This is a genomic window from Bradyrhizobium sp. USDA 372, from assembly GCF_053629095.1.
Genome location: NZ_JBRJHR010000001.1, coordinates 7,126,591 through 7,148,343 on the forward strand (window position 1 = coordinate 7,126,591; position 21,753 = coordinate 7,148,343).

At 66.3% G+C, this 21,753-nt stretch carries 3 protein-coding genes and 1 pseudogene; 2 read left to right on the plus strand and 2 right to left on the minus strand.

All coding sequences use genetic code 11. The features are described 5' to 3' along the window. Positions 1–130: 130 nt before the first annotated feature. Positions 131–2,824: an ATP-binding protein gene (locus AB7M16_RS33255; protein ID WP_453946539.1), complete on the minus strand. Its 2,694-nt coding sequence runs from the start codon at positions 2,822–2,824 to the stop codon at positions 131–133. Next, positions 2,821–3,864, minus strand: coding sequence for an ABC transporter substrate binding protein (locus AB7M16_RS33260; RefSeq protein ID WP_439363665.1), 1,044 nt, complete (start codon positions 3,862–3,864; stop codon positions 2,821–2,823). Before AB7M16_RS33260 ends, AB7M16_RS33255 begins: the two co-directional genes overlap by 4 nt. 288 nt (positions 3,865–4,152) lie before the next feature. On the opposite strand from AB7M16_RS33260, the gene AB7M16_RS33265 reads away from it, so the two are divergent. Next, entirely contained in the window at positions 4,153–4,890 is a 738-nt protein-coding gene (locus AB7M16_RS33265; RefSeq protein ID WP_172784363.1) for a hypothetical protein, read from the plus strand. 69 nt (positions 4,891–4,959) lie between these two features. Next, positions 4,960–21,752: pseudogene (locus AB7M16_RS33270) on the plus strand (leukotoxin LktA family filamentous adhesin). Position 21,753: the final 1 nt, after the last annotated feature.

Sequence of the window (21,753 nt, forward strand, 5' to 3'; positions counted from 1 at the left end):
GATCATCGCCATTGTGCGGGGGTATGACGTGACCATACTGACGTAGGTCAGACGCTATGGCGAATTTGGCTGCTGTCGAGGGATAGCGGGCTCTGGCAAGCCGTCCGCTCTGCAGATTTATGGACTCGCGCTAGCCGAGCAAGCGCTGCTCGGCGGGGCGGAGCAGATCGTCAAGCGCGCTCATCGACGCTTCCCGCAGCGCGGCGAGTTCGCGAGCGGCGCTCGGGCATTCCTGCAGCGGCATCGCGGGCGCGGCTTCCTCGACCTCGCGGCAGCGCTCGAACAGGCGGACGAGGCCGAGCGCGCTTGCCGCGCTGCCGAGCTGATGCGCGGATCGCGCGAGCTGCTTGTGATCGCCGGCCGCCGCGGCCGTGGCGATGTCGTCGATCAGTCGCTCGCCCGTCTGCTGGAGAAGCTGCTGGAGCTTGTCGATTTGCGTCGCGCCCAGCAGCTCCCGCTGGTCGTCGAGGAAAACCCGATCGATCAGTTCGTGGGCCGCGAGTTGCGCGGCTGCCGGCTCGACTGCCTGATCATCCCCGATCGCCTCGCGTAGCGCGTTGATCAGGATCGGCTTGCTCACGACCTTGGCGATGCCAGCGCCCGCGAGCCGATCGCGGGCACTGCGCGAGACGTCGGCGGTCACGGCGACGAGGCGCGGCATCTTGGCAAGACCGAGCTCGCCGATCCGCGAGGCGGCCTCGACGCCGTCCATGTCGGGCATGTGCAGGTCCATCAGGATGACGTCGAAGGCCTGATCGCGGGCGAGCTCGATGGCGGAGGCGCCGTTCCTCGCGATCGTGGCGTGGTGGCCGAGCCGGTGCAGGATGGCTGCGCCGACCTCGCAATTGACGGGGTCATCGTCGACCAGGAGCACGCGGAGCTGCCGCGACGGCGGCGCGAGCGCGCCTTGCGCCACGCTGTCTCCGGCAAGACCGAGCGGCACTTGAAGCGTGAACGTGCTGCCTGCGCCGGGCGCGCTCTCGACCTTGAGCTCGCCGCGCATCAGGCGGGTGAGGCGGCGCGCGATCGCAAGGCCAAGGCCGGTGCCGCCGAACCGCCGCGCGATGCTGTCGTCGGCCTGGACGAAATCCTCGAAGATCCGCTCGTGCAACTCGGGCGCGATGCCGATGCCGGTGTCGCGAACATTGATGCGCAGCAGGAGGTGATCGTCGCGCCGCTCGGCCGCCGCGCTCACGCCGATGCCGCCGCTCGGGGTGAACTTGACCGCGTTGCCGATCAGGTTGAGCAGGATGCGATTGAGCCTGACGGGATCGCCATGCGCGGCGACGTCGACCGTCGCATCGCAGGCGAGGTCGAAGCGCAGGCCCTTGTCCAGGGCTTGCGGACGCATCAGGTCGACAGCGGCTTCGATGAGCTGGTCGAGACGGAAGTCGCGCGTCTCCAGAATTTCCGTGCTCGCTTCGAGGCGCGCATATTCCAGCACTGCATCGACCAGCGCGATCAGCGTTTCGCCCGACGCCGCCGCGGTGGCGAGGTGGCGGCGCTGGGCCTCGCTGAGGCTGCCGTCGTCCAACAATTGCAGCACCCCCATGACGCCGTTGAGCGGCGTGCGCAGCTCGTGGCTGACGACGGCCAGGAAGCGCGACTTGGTCTCGTTGGCCGCCACCGCCGCGCTGCGCGCGCGCTCGGCGGCGTCGTGCTCGGCGAGCGCGTGGTCGCGCGCCTTTTCCAGCTCGGAGGTGCGCTCGATCACCTTGCGCTCGAGCGTGGCGTAGGATTCGCGCAAATGCGCCGCCATGCGGTTGAACTGCTCGCCGAGCGCCTCCAGCTCGTCGCCGGTCTTGATCGCGAGCCGCGAGTTGAGGTCGCCGCTGCCGATCCGCTTGGCTCCTTGGGTCAGCAACTGGATCGGCACGGTCATGCGCCGGCTGAGAACCAGCGAGACCAACACCGCACCGGCCAGGAGGATGACGAGGAGGAAGGTCGAGCGGCCGATCGAGGCGTAGATCGGCGCGTAGGCTTCGGTGAGCGGCAGCTCGACGAACACCAGCCAGCCGAGCGAAGGCACCGTCGCATAGGTCGACAGCACCCGTTGGCCGGACAGATCCTCCTTGACGAGGCCGCCCGAAGGCGGCCCGACGCCGTCGAGCGCGGCGCGGACGTCGGCATGGCCGGAGAGATCGCTGCGCTGGAGCGCCCGCCACAAATCGGGATGCGCGATCAAGACGCCCTTGCGGTCGACCACATGGGCCTTGCCGGTGTTGCCGACCCTGATTCCGGCGACCAGGTCCCAGATGAATCGCAGATTGACCTCGGCGACGATCACATCGGGAGCGCGGCCGGTGCCGCGCGTGGCGAGCGTCATGAACGGTTCGGTGTCGCCGAAGAAGTAGACCGGTCCGTAATAGGCCCGGGTGTCATTGGCGCCACGGAAGGCGGGCGTCGTGGAGAGATCGATCTTGCTGCCGATCCTGTCGGCGACACGGCGCGACACACGCACCTGCTCGCGGCCCTGCGCGTCGAGCTGGGCGATCTCGGCGATCGCGGGCGAGAGGCGCAGGAGGCGGATGGCGTTCAGCCGCTCGTCCTCGTTGGTCGAGAGCTCCGGCGGCAGGCGCGCAAGCCACCTGATCTGGTTCTCGATCTGGCCGATGAACTGTCCGATCTGGATCGCTGCGGAGGCGGCCTGCTCGCGCTGGGTCGCCGCCAGCAGCTGCTTCTGCTCGCGATAGGAGAACCAGACGTCGAAGCCGGTGTTGATGGCGAGCGCGGCAAAGGCGAGGGCGACGATCGAGTAGAGATATTTCCTGAACAACCGGCCGGAAGGCGTCCGCGAAGGTCCCTGGTCGACCGGCTCGTTCACTCGCGGATCTCGTCGGCGCGCGCGAGCAGCGTGAATGGGATCGTCAAGCCGAGCGTGCGGGCGACCGTGCGGTTGATCAAGAGCTCGTATTTGCGCGGCGATTGCACCGGAAGATCGCCGGCCTTGGTGCCGCGCAGGATGAGATCGACATAATCGGCCGAGCGCACCTCGAGCGTCGGTCCGTAGCTCATCAGCCCGCCGGCATCCATGAAGTAATGGAACGGATAGATCATGGGCACGCGGTATTTGGCGGCTGCCGTGACGACCGCCTGCCGGTTGACCACGAGAAAGCTGTCGACCAGCGCAAGCATCGCCGCCTTGGGCGATTCGGAGAAGCGCCTGATGGCGTCATCGATCTCCGTCGGCGCGTTGACGGGGGCGGGCACCGCGGACACGCCGGACACTGCGGCCTCCTGCTCGATCGAGTCGAGAAAGAAGCGCCCGCCGCGCGGCGTGGTCGCCGGGTTGAACAGGACGCCGACGCGCGCGACGTCGGGCACGGCCTCGCGGATCAGCTGGAGCCATTTGCCGCCCATCTCGGCGGTGCTGTTGGTGAAGCCGGTGACGTTGCCGCCGGGATGCGCCAGGCTTTCGACGAAGCCGTTGCCGACCGGATCGTTGGCGGTCGCAAACACGACCGGGATGGTCTTGGTGGCGGCAAGCACGGCGGCGGTCTCGACCGTCGACCCGGTCAGGATCACGTCCGGCCTGAGGTCGAGCAATTCCTGGACCGCCGTCTTCAGCCTGTCCGGTGCGCCGAAGGTCGAACGAAGCTCGAGGCGGAAGTTGACGCCTTCAACCCAGCCGCGCTGGCGCAAGCCGGCGACGAGGTTGCCCAGGCGAGAGCTCGCGCTGTCGATCATGCCGCGTCTGGTCAGCTCGTCGTCGAGCGGCAATGCGGTGAGCGAGGCGACGATCCGCATGCGATCGGTCGTTGCGCCGAGCGCGATCCAGCCCGCGACCGATGCACCTGCAAGGCGAAGGACATCGCGGCGGGCAACCGCCGGCACAGTGTGGGCAGGAGCGCGCCGCTCGATCATGAAATGCTTCGCAAGATTTTCCCCAGGCGGTTGCATAACGCGAAAGGCTGGTGACCACAATTGATCAAAAAATGCGCTTGTGAATGTTCATTCGCAGCGTTTGGCAGCCCGATACCGTATGCCTTTGCTGCCAAGGAGTCGCTGTTTCGAATCTCGTCTTCTCCGTGACGCTTGTAACGCCTTGCGGCGCTGCAACAATTTCCGTCCGGCTGCGACGACGGTTCGGGGAAGCCGGTTTCGCTGCTGCTGATTTTTGAAGCGTTGTTTCAGGTTTTTCGAAGGTTTTCGATGCGCAGAATCTATCTCATTCCGGCCCTCGTCGGCCTGCTCACCTCCGTTGCAGTCGGGCCGGTCGCGGCCCAGGGCGCCGTGCCGAAGCAGAAGGCGGCGCCGGCGCCCAAGGCCAGTGCTGCCGGGACGCCGGTTGCTGCCGGTGCGACATCTGCGGTTGCAGCCGAGACGCCAGTCGCCGACGACAAGATCAAGGCGATCGATGGCTTCCGCTCGGCCAAGTTCGGCATGAACGAGGCCGACGTGCGCGCGGCGATGACCAAGGATTTCAACGCCAAGCCCGACGCCATCAGGTCACAGGACAACGCGTCCGAGCTGACGCACAGCATTCTGCTGTCCGTTCCGGAGCTGCTGCCGAACGGCGGCACCGCCGAGCTCTCCTACGTGCTCGGCTACAAGTCGAAGTCGCTGATCCAGGTCGGCGCGGTCTGGTCGAAGGGGACCGACACCGCGATGACGCCGGAGAAGCTCTTCTCGAACGCCAATATCCTGCGCGCCCATTTCATGGGCGAGGGCTTCAAGCCCGACTCCATCGCGGTCAACATGCCCGTCGCCGGCGGCATCGTGATGTTCCGCGGCAGCGACGCCAAGGATCGCTCGGTGATCCTGCTGCTCCAGGGCACGTTCGAGACCAAGGAGAGCAACCGCGTGCTGACGCCGACCAGCCTGCTGCTGTTCTACGTCGCCGACGCCAAGAGCCCCGACATCTTCAAGCTTCCGCCCGGCCAGTTCTGATGCCGGACGATCGCGACATTCTCCCACCCGGTCGTGGATCGGCGCCAATGCCGATGAAGAGGATCTGAAATGCGCGGGCTATCTGCGAGGCGAGACACTGACGAACGGGGCCTGCGCGGACTTGCGCAGTTCCGCTCGATGTCGCTGCTCTGCGCGATGCAGATGGTCTTCCTGCCGGTGTACAGCGTCCGCGTTCAGGCGCAGACCGCGAACGTCATCGTTCCCGACGGACGGACTGGAACCAGCCTTCAGACCTCCGGCAGCGTCACCAATGTCACGACGTCGACGGTCTCGGGCAACAATGCCTTCAACTCGTTCTCGCAGTTCAGCGTCGGGCAGGGCAACACCGTCAATCTGCAACTGCCGACCGGCACGCAGAACCTCGTCAACATCGTTCGCGACGCGCCAGTCTACATCAACGGCACGCTGAATTCCTACATGAACGGCGCGATCGGCGGTAACGTCTACTTCGCCGATCCCAAGGGGTTCGTGGTCGGCCGCAGCGGCGTGGTCAATGTCGGCAGCCTCAACGTCTCGACGCCGACGCGCGAGTTCACCGACAGCCTGATCGGTCCCGGAGGCGCGATCAACGGCACGGCCGTCGGCAATCTCATGGCGGGCTCGTTCCCGGTCTCGCCGGACGGCAACATCCGCATCTACGGCCGGATCAACGCTCAGGACGGCGTGCGCCTGACCGGGCAGAACGTCTATGTTGGCGGCGCCAGCCAGCGCGACATCACCAATCTCGACCATGCCGCCAAGTTCGCGGCCTCGGTCAACTCCAAGGGCCTGCGCAGCGCCAGCGCCATCACGGTGAGCAACGGCTCGATCCATATCGGTGCCGTCAACAACGCCAGGGTCAACGGCCGGCTGACCGCGCGCAGCAAGACCACGACGCCGAGCAACATCACGGTGCAGGCCGGCAAAAACATCGATATCGGCAGGAACGCCAGGCTGAATATCGCGAGCAAGTCCGGCGATGCCGGCGAGATCCGCCTGAAGGCGGCGCAGAACCTGACCGTGGCCGGCGGGGCCAGGTTCAACGCCAGCGCGAAGACGGGCAATGCGGGCCTCGTCGATTTCAGCGCGAACGGCATCATCGATGTCGGCCGCGGCGTTGCCGTCAACCTTACCGCGCCGAACGGCAAGGCCGGCACGCTGCTGTTCGATCCGATCGACCTGGTGGTCGGCGACGCGAGCCAGGGCGACACCGGCGTGACCCTGTCGAACAGCTCGATCGCGAATGCGCTGGCCGGGCTCAGCGCCGGCGCCGACTACCTCATCCAGGCGGACAATTCGATCACGCTTGCCGCGCATGCGGTGATCGACGCCCGCCGTCTCGATGGCTCCGGCCATTCGACCGGGAACGCCAACAACGTCATCATCGACGCGCCGAATATCGATATCAGGAATGGCGCGCAGATCCTGGCCCAGTCGGTCAATTTTGGCGGGACCACCTATACCGACGGCAATGTGACGCTGAGAGCAACGGCGAGCGACATCAAGCTGTCCGGCCAGGCCACCGCGGCGACGGCGATCACGGTCGACGGCAAGATCACCGGCGGCATCGTCTCGATCAGCGCGACGTCGACGGCCGTGTCGAGTTTCCTTGACGGTTCGCCAGTCGGAGCCCTGGCGCTCGTCGGCTCGACGCTTGCCGGTTCGCTGCTGGGCCTCAATGGCGGCTATGTCGCCGCCAGCGCCACCGCGACCATCAACGTCAACAGCCATGCCGACATCAACGGCCGTGGCGATGTCACCATTTCAGCGCATGCATCGGAAACCGCCTCGGACCCGGCGATCGCGTCCACCTTGCTCGGCAGCCTCACGCCGGTTGCGGCCGGCGTGGTCGTCGGCAAGATCGACGGCACTGCCACGACCAACGTCGCCTCGGGTGCGACGGTCAATGCCGGCGGCAACCTCGAGATCAAGGCGCTCAACGACGCCACCATCGCCGTCTCCGCCCTCGCGGCATCGACGAGCGCGCAGATCGTCCCGACGGTGGCCTATTCCAAGGGATCGGTGACGACGGTCGCGAACGTCGAGAGCAGCGCGCATATCGCAGCCGGCACCGTGAACACGAGCGGCAGCACGCTGAAGGTGCGCGCGATCAACAACAATTCCTTCTCGACCAGCGCAACGTCGGTTGCGGCACCCGGATTAGGGGCGAGCGGCGCCGTCGGCGGTGCGTTCGCCATCAGCGACATCACAACGTCAGTGACCGCGACGCTCGGCGCATCGCTCGGAACCGATACCGCTCACCGGATGAACGGTTCCGTACTGGTCGAGGCGACGTCCGACACGACCAGCAATTCCACGATGGCGTCGTCCATCGCGGGCCTGCCGGCGCTGATCGCGGCGATCGAGAGAGGACTGCGCGCCGTCACCGCGCCGACGTCGATCATCCAGGACCACATGTCCTCGCTGGTGCCGCTGAACTTCAATTTCAAGGCCGCAGGTGCGCTCTCGCTGGCCAACAGCACCCAGAGCGCGACCGCTGCGATCGCGCAGAATCCGAGCGGCGGCGCGCCGAGCATCTATGCCAGCGGCAACGTCGCCGTCGCCAGCAACGTCATCGATCGCGGCGTTCGCAGCAATGCGACGGCCAGCGCGATCACCAAGGACGTGGTGTCGGGCGAGAGCACGGCCATCAGCGCGGCAGTCGCCTGGGGCAATTTCACCCACAATTCGAACGCCTATGTCGGCAGCGGTACGCTGATCAACGCGGCGAACATCGCGGTCGATGCCACCACCGAACAGCCCATCACCAACACCTGGCTGAAATGGGACGGGTTAGGTGCGACTCTGAGCCACCTCAACGGCAGTCTCGGCGTCGGCGGCAACATTCTGACCAGCTACGCCAATGCGACGGCGGACGCCGGCGACACGATCGGCATCGCCGGTTCGCTGAACCATTTCGTCGTGAACAACAACACGACGGCGTGGGTCGCAGGTAGCGCCAGTTTGACGGCGACCTGCACGAGCGCGACCTGCGGCAGCAGCTGGGCGGCCGGGATGGACAATGGTGACGTCCACACCTACAACGCCAGCATCCAGGTGGCGGCAACCACGACCACGGCGTCGATCGACGCTGCCGGCAACGTCGGCACGCTCGGCTTCCTGACCGGCAACACCTCGGGCGGCTCCTCTGTCGGCGGTGCGCTTAATCTCGTCCAGTTCAACACCAACACCATTGCCGGCGTTTCGGACCGCGCGACGCTCCGGGCGGCGGACGATATCGCCGTCAACGCGATCACCTCCGACAAGTTCGTCGCCGTTGCGCCGTCGTCCGGCAAGGCCGCGGGCGCGCTGGCGCTGAACGGCATTACCTCGCTCGGTTTCCTGAACAACACGACGCATGCGTCGATCTCGAGCCAGGCAACCGTCTATGCCCCGACCGTCGGCATCCTGGCGCAGCAGGATCTGTCGGTGGTGACATTGTCCGGGGCGATGAGCCGGAATGGAGGCGGCGGCTCCGCAGTCGGATTGTCGGTGGCCTATCTCGGAGCCAATACCGACACCTCCGCCTATATCGGCGACAACCATTCCGACATTCGCCCAGGCGTGTTCAGCTTCAACGATCCGTTCGCCGGCACGAGCGGCGGGAGCGGCGCGGTCAATGTCGACAATCTCACGATCAGCGCGACCACCTCCGGGCGCATCACCGCCGCCGCCGTCGCGGCATCGATCTCCGAGCCGGCCGCATCCAGCTTCTCCGACAAGGCGGGCGCTGCCGGGGCCGGCGCGACCGGAGGGCCCACCGGCGTTACGACGGCCGCGAGCAAGATCGGCTCGACGTCGGGATCGAGCACCGACGGCTTCAGCATCGATCTCGCCGGAAGCTCCTCGGTGAGCGACGTCTCGCTCGGCACCAGCGCCTATATCAGGAACACGACGGTCAACAAGTACACCACGGCCACCGCTGTCACGACCAATACGATCGTCCAGGCGCTCAACGACACCATTCTCAGCAACGGTTCGGGCTCTGCGGCGCTCAACCTGGCCGGAGCGTCCGCTCAGGGCGCTGCGATCGGCGGCGCCATCGCGGCGGCGATGTCCAACAATACGACGCTCGCCTATATCTACGGCACCACCGTGAACAACCAGAGTTCGGTGACGGTGCAGGCGCTCAACGGCGGCACGGAGACCGTCGTCGCCATCGGCGTTGCGGGATCGAAATCCAACGCGGCCTCGCTGTCGGCTTCCGTCGGCATCATCACCGACAGTGCCAACGCCTATATCGAGAGCTCGACGATCACGGGGCAGTCCTCAGGCGTCAACCGCGCGCTCGAGGTCGATGCTTACCAGACCACGAACGTCGCGATCGGCGGCGGCTCGCTCTATATATCGGGTGGCCAGGCCGGCGTGGGCATCGGGCTGACCTATGCTTCGATCGGCGATCCCACCGGCGGAAACGCGACCGACGCGCATATCCGCAGCAGCTCGATCTCGAACTACGACACCCTGCTGGTGATGGCCGACAGCGCCAGCGTGATTGCGGCCGGTGCGGCGTCGGGCGGGGCGGGGTCCAACGGGCTTGCGGGCGCGGTCGTGGTCAGCGAGATCACGCCGACCACGACGGCCTATATCAGCAGCGGCGCGACGGTGAACATCAACGTCGGCCGCGTGACGGTGCTGGCGGACAGCGGCGCCGTGTCGGCGCTGGATACGGCGCTCGGCAACCTCGTCAAGAAGTCGAACAACAATCATCTCGCCACGGACACCTGCACGGTCGCCGGCGGCACGGGCGGGCAGAATTGCATCGACTTCAGCGCGGCTGCGCTCAACGACGGCACGGGCAACGGTCCGGGCGCCAGCATCGTTTCCGTTGCGGGCCTGATCCAGGCCGGCAAGAACAATGTCGGCGCCTCGATCGTCTACAACACGATCGCAACGACGCATTCGGCCTCCATCGCCAACGTCCTGATGTCCAGGCCGGCAAGAACAATGTCGGCGCCTCGATCGTCTACAACACGATCGCAACGACGCATTCGGCCTCCATCGCCAACGTCCTGATGACGGCCGGCAGTAACGGCACTGTCAACGTGAGCGCGGTCGATTCCTCGAAGATCCAGGCGGTCACGATCGGCTTTGGTCTTGCGACCGGTCAGTTCGCGGGCGTCGGCGGCACCACGATCAGCAGCATCTCCAACACTGTTTCGGCGGCCATCGGCAACAGCCAGTCGAGCACGACGCAATCGAGCGTCACGGCCAGGAACGTGTCCGTCACCGCGACGGATAACTCCAGCATCACCGGAACCGCCGCGGTCGCGGGCGCCTCGACGCAAGGCAGCGCCGCGGGCCTGGCGCTCGTCAACAGCAGCATCGCCAACACTGTCAGCGCCGGCGTCACCGGCTCCAAGCTGACCGCCTCGGGCAACGTCGCGATCGGTGCGAACTCGAACGCCAGCATCTCGACGGTTGCCGTCGGCGTCGCGATGTCCTCGCAGGTGGGGTTGGCAGGCTCGGTCGCCACCAATCTGATGGGCACCAACGTCACCGCCAGCATCACCGCGGCCGGCACCAACGGCATCAACGGCGCTGACGTCACCGCTACCAACAATGTCGGCGTGATCGCCGGCAACAACGACAAGGCGGCCGTGTTCGCCGGCGCCTTGTCGATCAGCAAGGGTGCGGCTGGCATTGCCGGCTCGCTGGTGACCAACCAGATCACCGGGACCACGGCGGCCTATATCAGCGGGGTGAACACCAAGGTCGATGCGCTCGGAACCAGCTCGACCGACACGCTGGCGGTCAACAACGGCACGCTGGTCCATGCTTTCGATCTCGGCGCCGCCCATGCCCCGACCGACACGACACCTGATCTCTCGGAGAACCAGGACACCGTGCGCGGCCTTGCCGTCGTCGCGAGCTCGCACCAAGCCGTGGTGGCCAACGTCGCCTCGCTTGCCGCGAGCAGCGGCATCGCCATCATGATCAACCCGATCACAAACGTGATGAGCGGCGCGACGAGAGCGTATATCGCCAGCGCCGCCATCGACACACGCCTGACCTCGTCGACATTGGCGCCGCAGATCGTGGTCGCCGCGTCGAGCTTCTCCTACTCCGGCGCGTTCGGCGCCGGCATCGTGCCGCCCACCGGCAATGGCGGTGGCGGCGCCACCGTCATCAGCACGACGATGTCGCGCAGCACCTTCGCCACCATCACCAATGCCACGGTCGGAGGAGTGCAGTCGTCGAGCCCGACCATCGGTGCCGTCACGGTGAAAGCCAATGCCGAGCAGGATGCGTCCTCGATCGCGGTCGGGTTCAACACCGGCTCGGTCGGGTTGAACGTGTTCCAGGCAACGACGGAAGCCTATGTCGTCGGCGGCGCGCTGACGGCGGCATCGCTGACGGTGAACGCCAACAACAACACCGGCATCTTCTCCGCGAACGGCTCGGGCGCCTATGGCAGCCAGGCCGCGATCGGCGCGGCCTTCCTGGTGCAGGTCTCCTCGAACCGGACCGAGGCCTATGTCGGCGACGAATTCGCCTATCATGGCGGCACGACACCGCACACGACCGCGCTCAACCTGAGCGGCGCGCTCGACGTCCAGGCCAAGACCAAGAACCGCTTCGAGGCCTATGCGATCGGCGGCGCGCTCTCGACGGGAACGGCCGCGATCGCCGGCATGGCGAATATCGAGATCGCCAACAACACCACCATCGCCGGCGTCTACGACACCACGCTGCAATCGGTGACCGGCGGTGCGGCCGGTGCGGTCACCATCAACGCCAACGAGGACGTGGCGATCAAGGAGATCGCCGGCGCGCTCGCGGTCGGCGCCAGCGGGGCAGGGGTCGGCGTCGGAGCCGCGGCCAACGTCATCGTCTTCAAGAGCCAGACCATCGCGGAAAGCCGCAACAGCAATCTGAATTCGTCCGGCGCGATCAATGTCAATGCGCTCAGCACCAAGGAAGTGCTGTCCTACGCGGTGACGGCCGGCATCGGCGGCAGCGTCGGCATCGGTGCGACCGTCGGCGTCATCATCGTCGGCACCAATACCGCCGATCCCGATACGCAGGGGCAGCAGACCGGTCAGCTCAACCAGAATGGCAACGGCACGATCGCCGCGGTGAACGCGAGGACCAGCACCGCGCAAGGCAGCGATGCGGTCGCGAGCGGAACGGCGGGAAATCCCAGCAGTGCCAATGTGACGTCGACCTACAACGTCAGCAGCGTGCTCACCGGCGGCAATGACGGCGTCACCGCGCAGATCGCCGGCGGCAATGTCACGGGCACGCAGGTCAATGTCGGTGCCACCAGCGCCAATGCAGCCAAGATGTACCTGCTCGGCGCCGGCTTTGCGAAAAACGTCGGCATCGGTGCCGGCATCGGCTACACCAGCGTCAACAGCAGCGTGCTCGCCAATCTGAGCGCGATCGTGTCCGCGCCGTCCGTGACGGTTGCGGCGGTCGTCAGGGATGCCAACACCGGACCTTATGCCGGCAAGACCATCGACACCGAGGCGATCGCGGGCGGCGCGGCGCTCTACTTCGGCGCCCAGGCGGCGGTGGCGTTCGGCAACGTCGCCAACACCGTGACGGCCCAGCTCGGCGGCCAGGTCACCGGCACGGGCGGCACCGGCGTCGCCGTCATGGCGCAGGACTCCACGACCCAGGTCGCCTTCACGGGCGGCGTCACTGCCGGAGCCGCGGCGGTCGGCGCCTCGGTCGCGACGGCCGGACGGTCGAGCTCGGTCGCGGCGAAGGTCCTGGACAACGCCACCGTCAATGCCTCGACGCTGGCGGTGGGCGCGGCTGGAGCCGGCACGTTGTCGACGACCGCAACGGCGCTCGGCGGCGGCATCCTCGCCGGCGTCGGCGCGGACGCTGAGGCGCACGAAAATTCGAACGTGACCGCCGAGATCGGCACTGGTTCCTCGATCACCACGTCCGCGACCGGTGTCGGCACCCTGGTGACGGCATCGATCACGCCCAATTTGTCGAGCGAGGCGATCGGCGTCTCGGTGGGCGGCGGTGCGGTCGGCGTCGCGATCGCCCAGTCGACGGTCGGAGCCACCGTAACGGCCGATGTCGGCGACAACACCGTCTTCTCGGGCGGCGCGCTGGGCGTGACCGCGATGGCGCTCGTCCCAATCATCGGTACGCAGACCAACACCGACGGAACCACGACGACGATCTATGGCACGACGACCTACGCCAAGTCGCTCGCCGGTGGCGGCGGCTCGCTGATCGGCGCGCAGGGCAGCTTGGCGAGGGCGTCGGAGAACGCGACGGTCAGCGCCTATGGCGGAGTCGGGATCCGGCTTCCCAATGCCGACGTGGTCATCGCCGCCGAGAACGATAGCGCCCAATATGCGGAAGGGACCGGCCTTTCGACCGGGTTCCTGGCGCTGGGTGCGACCGTCGCGCAGACGTCCTCGAACGCGCACACCTACGCCTATCTCGGCGCGCCCGCGGACATGGATAGCCTGAACCATGCCGACTACACCGGCATCCTTCAGATCACCGCCACGGGCAAGGATACCAACGTCTCCAACGCGACGGTCGGTGCGGGCGGCACCTACGCCGGCGCCGCGGCGGTCGCCACGACCAGCTCGACCGCGGTCACCAATGCGCGGTTCGACGGCGGTACGACCGACGACACGCTCTATTTCGGCGGCCTCAGCGTCAAGGCCACGCACACCACCAACTATGCGGCCAACGGCGACGCCTACCAGGCGTCCACGGCCGGCGTCTCCGCCGGCAAGGCGCAGAATGACGTCACCTCGACCACCACCGCCGAGATCGGAACGCATCTGATCATCAACACGGATGGCGGCGATATCGTCGTCATCTCCAACGACATCGTGAACCAGGCCGGCGGCGGCGCGCGTTCGGGCTCCGGCGGCTCGTTCTCGGGTGCGGCTGCGCTGAGCGATTCCCATGTCACCCAGACCGTCACCACCAATATCGGCGCCGGGACGATCCTGAGCCTCAACGGTGACCCGCGCACGTCGACGGGCGTGATCGACATCGAGGCCTACAACACGCTGAACACCAGGGACACGGCGAGCCTCGCCACGGCCAGCTTCTTCGCTGGCGGCGGCGCCGTGTCCAACATGACGGCGAACGCCACGCTCGCCGTCAACATCCATGCCCGGGAGCTGTTCAGCGTCGGCAAGATCTTCATCGGCACGGCTGCGAAGATGGCCGCGTCCAACAACGCCAACGCCAGTCTCTACGGCGCGATCGCCGGCGTCGGTGCCAGCACCAACACCTGGGTCCACGCCGACCAGGACGTCACCGTCGACGGCGGTACGACGATCCAGGCCTGGCGCGACATCAACATCTTTGCCGGCATGTCGGGTGACACCATCACCTTCAGCAGCATCCAGGCCACGGCGACGACGGTCGTCTACAACAACACCGCCATTCCGATCTCGACCCTCTACCGCGGCACGGCCAATGCGGGCGGCGACAGCAGCCTGACGCTGACTGACGGCTCGCGCGTGCTCGGCGTGCGCGACATCTATCTGGGCGCGACGCAGGGGCAGGTCACCGCGTCCGGCAACGGCAGCAATTACAATCCGTACCTCGACATCTTCAGCGCCAAGAACAGCGACAACCACAGCCACGCCAGCGGAACCGGCGACGTCGCGCTCAACGGCCTTGTGGTGGCGGGCATCAACAGCGACGTGCTCATCACGATCGATCTCGGTGCAAGCGCGCCGACCCTGAGCACGACGAGCCCGTACTCGTCGCTGTCATCCACACTCGAATACGTCGCCGACGTCGATCATTTCAGCCCGGTAAAGAGCTGGAACCACCAGACGGTGCAGTACACGATCGTCGGCGGCTTCAATCCCTACCAGAACATCGTCAACCAGCTCGGCACCCTCACCGGCCTGACCGATACGCAAATCCGGACCGCGCTGGCGGCGTCGACGTCCACACATCCCGCCACAATGACGCCGTCCGGGGCCGATCCGACCGGCGACATCCAGCGTCAGATCAACGCTTTGATCCAGCAGGCACCATACACCTCCGATGCCGGCGGCAACGCCTTTGCCTTCGGCGACATGCTGGCGTCAGCAGGCAATGTCTCGATCCTGGCGCAGAAGCTGACCGGAAACAGCCTCGCCGGTCATTCGGCGCCAGCGGTCATCGCGCGAGGCTCGCCCATGATCAAGGTCGAGAACCGCGGCCTCGATTTCATGGACTTTGCGAACCTCACGGTTACCACTGTGACCGGCGGCAACATCACCTACCGACAGATCGACCATGTCGACCCGGATTCGCACTCCAACGTGACCTTCACCGCCACGCCGAGCGCAACGCCGATCATCGACATCTCAGCGACCTACAACCGGGTCGATCCCAGCACCGGGCTTGGCGTCGACGACAACGGCAACCAGTTGACCCGCAAGCCCGACATCTACTTCGATGGCATCGTCAGCAACGAGAACGGTCTGCTCAAGATTACCAGCCAACTCGGCAGCGTCGTGGCGTCGCAGTCGCTCAATGCCGCGACCATCCAGATGGTGGCGCCAAACGGCTCGTTCATCTTCCTCGGCGGCATCGGCAGCTTCTACAATTCCAATCACGACGTCACCGCGCAATGGGCCGGCGTCCAGTACAAGCCGGCGAGCAACGACACGCTGACGGCCGTGATGGCAGCGGCGACCTTCCTCGGGGCCTATGGCGATTACGCCTACAGCCCGCATATCGGCGCGGGCGGCAATCACCCGTATTTCTACTACTGCTGCGTCGACGGCAACACGGGCGTTCAGCAAACGGCCGCCAACAGCACGGTCTTCACCGCGCGCATGCTGATGACCTATTACGACGGCCTGTCGCTCTATTCGGCGATTTTCCTGCCGACGGGTAACGGCACGCCCAACGGAGGCGGCGGCAGCGTGGGCAGCACCGCCACGCTCGCGGCGATGGAAGGGCCGACGGTCCAACCGATCGTCACCGCGCCGTGGGAGCGCAACACCTATGCCGGCCAGGGCGTCTTCAGCAACACAACCCGCGACGTGACTATTACTAACCCCGACGGTTCGACCTCGACCCGCACCTACACGTATTACTCGCCGTTCAATTGTGATGGTTGCGGAACCTATTTCCAGGTCGTCAATATCCAGAATGATGTGGTCACGCCGAGGACCGCGAACACCAACGCCATCACGAACTGGGCCTCAACCACGCCCTCGGGATACCAGAATCCCGCGAACGCGCCCTTCATCCTCGGACAGGCGATCATCATCTCGGCGGGTGTCATCAACGTCAACGGCCTGATCCAGAGCGGCACGAGCAGCAACTACTCGATCGACATCGGCAGCGGCGCGTTGTCCGCCATCAACGACCTCAAGGGCAACAGCGCGGCCTTCGCCCAGGCTCAGGCCAACGCGCGGAACGGCAGCTATTACGACATCACAGCCGCTGCGGCGCCGCTGGTCGCCAGCGACATCAAGATCGGAGTGCGGTACAACGCGCTCACCGACCAGATCCTCGTCAATGGCGTGGTGCAGGGCTCGGGCGGCTACGTTTATCTGAACGGTAAGATCATCTCGACCTCGACCGACGGCACGCCTCAGGGCACGATCGCGGTCAAGGGTGGTGCCGGCTCGATCACGGTCAACAATACGACCGGACTCCAGCTCGTCACCAACACCATCAACACGGGCGTCAGCGCGCCCAGCGTGATCCAGATCGTCGATCAGCTCCAGCAGCAGACGACCTGGTACGTCTACAATCCCTCCGCTGCGGGCAGTCAGCAGGTGTCGACCTACCGGACGGCCGGCGTCAACGCGAGCGCGTACACCGCCTCGATGCTGGCCGGCATGAGCGGCACAGCGGGCATCCAGTACACCGTGAAGCCCAACATGTACTACCAGTGGGTCGACACGGCGACGCTCGATCGTCCGGTGACCAGCACCCAATTCGACTACGGCTGGCACTACACGCCGAATGCTGCGACCGGCGAGAATTGGACGCGCACCATCAGCCTGGTCGAGAACGTGATGCAGGCCACGGGCGGGGGCGGCAACACCGGCCAATTGCAGACTGCGAACTTCCAGGAAGTGGTCACGGCGACCGGCAGCTATCATAACGCTGGCTACAACACCGGGGCTGGCAAGTGCTGTGGCGCGGACGCTCATTTCGACTGGTTTCAGCAGATCTACGATCACCTGACGTTGACGCTGACCAACACGGTCAAGGCGTCGAACCCGATCAACATCCAGTTCAGCGGCGGCGGTGCGAGCACGGTCAATGTCAGCTCGAACTCCGGCATCGTCATCAACGGGCCGATCAACAATCTTTCGGGGTCGACGACGGTGATCGCCACCGGCGCCAATTCGGCCATCACGTCCGGGGCGAATGCGAACAACCCGATGATCTCGGGCAAGAACGTGACGCTGCGGGCCGATGGCGGCATTGGTTCGATCGGCGCAAACGGTGTTCCCGTCCAGGTGCAGGTCTACGGCGGCAACCTGACCGCCACCTCGATCGATCGCGACATCGCGATCGCGGCGGTCGGCTCGCTCTCGATCAACCAGGTCGCCGTCAATTCGGGCGTCTCCGGCCGCGCGCCGCAGGGCAGCGTCTTCATCTCCGCGACCGGCGACATCAACTCGGCGGCCGCTTACAACGTCGCCACCCCGGTCGTGATCGGCAAGAATGTCGAGATCAACTCCAGTGCCGGCGCGATCGGCGCGACCAGCGCCGTCGTCAACGGCGCGTCCACGCTGACCAACATCAACCCCCTGGTGATCCAGGCGACGGGCACCACGCAGACCGACGGCACCGTCGATGGCGGTGTTCTCGACAGCGCTTCGGCCACCGGCACCTACATCGTCCAGTCCAAGGGCGATCTGCGCCTCGGCACGGTGCAGTCGACCGGCGGCCCGGTCTTCCTCGAAGCCGCCGGCTCCGACGGCAACCAGGCCAGCATCCTCAACGGCCGGGCGGCGGTCGGTCTCACCCCGGCGCAGAGCCAGCATCTGCAGGGCGTCTGGGCCAGCCTTGACCTGCTCAGCGGCAACGCCGCCACCAACGCCGTCAACAGCTACCAGTCCATGGTGACCTCGGCCTACAACGACTACTTCCAGCTCAAGAACATCGCATTCCCGAACGGCAGCACCTACGCTCCGACCTCGGTGGGGCAGACGGTGCTGCGGGCGCAGGTGGCGGCCAAGCTCGGCATCGATCCCGCCAGCGTCACGGCGACGCAGATGAAGACCGAGGCCACGACGCGGTTCCTGCGGGATCAGTTCCTGCTCGGCCAGCTCACCACCGACCAGCTCAAGAGCTCGCTGACGACCTTGCTCGGCAGCGCGCCCACGGATCCACTGGGGACGCTGTTCGGCAGCTCGCTGTCGTCGACCCTGTTCACCAAGCTGTTCGAGGGAGTCTCAACGGCCAATCAGCGCCTTCCCAGCAACGCGGCGCTGCAGACCGCGCTCAACGCCTACAATGCGAGCTACAGTTACACGCTCGCGTCGACCGAACGGGTCTACGGCATCATCACCGCGGGCTCGCAGTGGACGCAGAGCCAACTCGCCTACACGGTGTCGTCGTCGGCCGTCGGCGCGGCTCCGCCGCCGATCGACGACAACGTCATCGCCAATGTCAGCGCCAACCAGATCATGCTCTACGCGCCGCGCGGCTCGGTCGGCAATTCGGCCGCGCCCCAGACCTTCACCTTCACCAGCGTCGATTCCTCGTCGCTGACGCCGGAGCAGAGGGGCTTGCTCGCGACGGCCGGTCCCGGCCAGCTCACCGTCGGCGCGGTCACGAATCCCACGACCCACGTCACGACCTATACGGTCAGCCTGTCGCAGCAGAACCTCGTCGTGGTCGACAACCCGATCGCGATCTCGGCCAAGGCGCTGACCAACATCTATCTCGGCAGCAAGAACAGCCTCGCGCTCGGCGGCGTCACCGCAAACTACGGCCCGATCACGGCCGCCCAGGCCAACGGCATCGAGGTGACCGGCCGCGGCGACGTCAAGCTCGACGCCGTGAACAGCATTTCCGCCAATGCGGGCGGGGCCGTGATCTCGGGCGATATCGCCAACCTGACCCTGATCGCCGAGCGCGGCAATGTCGGCGCGCCCGGGGCCGCCGGAAGCAATCCCGCGGCCAACGCCAACGCGCTCCAGATCGCGTTTGCCGACCCTGGCAACGACCAGCTCGACCAGGTCTCGTCGGCACAGGGCATCTATGTGAGACAGACCACCGGCGATCTCATCCTCGGCAACATCGCTGCCGGCAATGCGATCCAGCTCGCCGCGACCGGCAGCATCTACGCCGAGGCGGGCTTCACGGACCGCTCTGCGATCCACATCCTTGGCACCGACCTCGATCTGCGCGCCGGCGGCAGCATTGGCTTCAACGGGTCAACCTTCCAGCCGCTGCAGGTGAACGTCTCCGGCGCGGTGACCGGCTCGTCGGTCGGCGATCTCAGCATCCTCGCCGTGACCGGCGATCTCGCGGTCGGCACGAGCGGCCCCTATGGGGCGCTGACGGCCGGCGGTGCGCTGACGCTGAACGTGGCGCGCGGTGCGCTCACCATCAACACCAGCATCACCAGCGGCGGCCTGATGCAGCTGCTCGCCAACCGCGGCATGACTTTCGCGGCCGGCACCGGTGCGGCGCCGGTGGTCGCGACCAGCAGCTCCGATGGTGTCACGCTCGTCGCGGCGACGCTGTCGATGGGCGCCTATTCGGCCATCAATGCGGCCGGACTGATCTCGGTGACCACCACGGGCGATGCGACGATCGGCCAGCTGAACTCGTCGCTGTCCTACGCGGCAGCATCGAACGCGCCCTCGATCATCGTCACCGCCGGCGGCGTCGCCTCGCTCGGCGCGATCGTCGACAATGGCGACGGCCGGACCAAGTTCGTCGCCTCCGGCGCGGGCGCCGAGGTGTCGCTGAGCGCATCGAACGGCATCGGCAACGCGACCAGCCGGTTCATTCTCAGTGCCGCGCGGCTGTCGGCGAGCACGAGCGCCGGCGACATCTACGTCAAGGTTCTCACCGACACCGAGGCGAGCCTGTTGTCGGCAGTGAAGGGCAGCGTGGACATCATCGGCACCGGTGGCCTGACGCTCGATCAGGTGGCGGCGGGCACGGCAACCGGTGCGAGCGGATCTTTCCACGCCGTCACGAACAATGGCAGCATCGTCATCGGCACCGCCGAGAGCAGCGGCTCGCAGACGATCCACGCGACCCGGAATGTGACGTTCAAATCGCTCGCGGCAACCGGCAATAGCGGCGATGCCGGCAACATCAACGTCACCGCCGATAGCGGCTTCATCCTGGCGCAGACGGTGACGTCGGGCGGCGCGACCACGCTGGGCTCGGTTTCGGCCCGTGGCTCGGCGACGCTGCTGGCCGCCACGACCATCACCGGCAACACGCTCGCCGCCACGACCGGCTCGGGGCTGCTGACGGCCAACGGCGGCCCGATCGATTGGAACGCTCTCAGTGTCGGAACGACGCTGGCTGCGATGGCGAGCCAGGGCAGCATCATCTTCCAGACCGCGCAGAGCGGCGGCACGCAGACCATTCATGCCCGCGACAATGTCACCTTCAACGCACTGACGGCGACCGGCATCGCCGGCGACGTCGGCAACATCAACGTCACCGCCGACAACGGCTTCATCCTGGCGCAGACGGTGATTTCGGGCGGCGTGCCGACACAGGGCTCGGTCTCGGCCCACGGCTCGGCGCGGCTGATCGCGGCGGGCACCAACACCGGCCATAACCTCACGGCCTCGACCGGCAATGCAGTCCTCAGCGGCACGGTCGTTCACTGGGACAATCTCAATGTCGGCGGCACGCTCGACGTCACCGCGACGGCCGGAGCGATCACCGTCGGCACCGCTGTCAGCGGCCGCACGCAGACCCTGCACGCCGTGAACGACATCGTCTTCAGCCAGCTTACCACGACCGGTATCCCGGGCGATTTCGGCGACATCGACCTGCGCTCCGATACGGGTGCGATCCGCGGCGGATCGATCTCCGCCAACGGCGACACGCATTTCGTCTCGGCGGGCCCGGTCTCGCTCGACAGGATCAGCGGCAAGACCATCAAGATGACCTCGCCGGGTGACCTGACCATCGGCTGGGTCAGCGTCGTGAAGGAGCTCGACCTCGCGGCGGATACGATCAACGTCAAGGGCGAGCAGATCCGCTCGACGCCGGCAATCCCGCTGGTCATGAACATCACCGGCTATAACGGCGGCGTCGCGAAGTCCGCCGACGTCTCGATCGACCCAGACCACATCATCATCAACCAGTTCAGGGTGGTGGATGCGACCTTCTGGACCGATGCGCCGGCTGTCTCGATCCTGAACGGCTATGTGCCGGGCCAGCTCATGCTCACCACGGCCACCCAGCAGATACTCCTGAACAACCGCACGCCGGCGCCGTCCAATTGGCCGACGCTCCAGCTCTACCAGCCGGGCGGCGTGTTCACGATGAGCCAGGCCGGCAATGCCAATGTCAGCAATGCCTATGTGGTGTTCTATACCGGCGACGTCTCGGCGACGGTGACCAATTACGGGCCGAGTCACGCCTGCTGCAACGTCTTCACCGGCGCCAGCATGGTGCGCAACATCTCGGTCGACGGCGAGGGCAACCAGAACATCGAGACCTGGCTCGCCAAGAAGGACGGGGGCACATTCTACCTGCTCGGCCTCTCCGGCCAGGCGCGGCTCGACGCGCTGCTGACGCCCCGGCCGGTCGAGGCGGTCGGGTCCGGCCCCGCCGTCAACATCGAAGGGCTCAGCGACATGCGCAAGCTGCGCCAGAAGGGACAGCGCGCGGGACGTCCGGGCTGGAAGGATGCGGCGATCGAAACAGTGAAGCCGGCAATCGGTCGCCTGGCGGAGGCATGGTGAC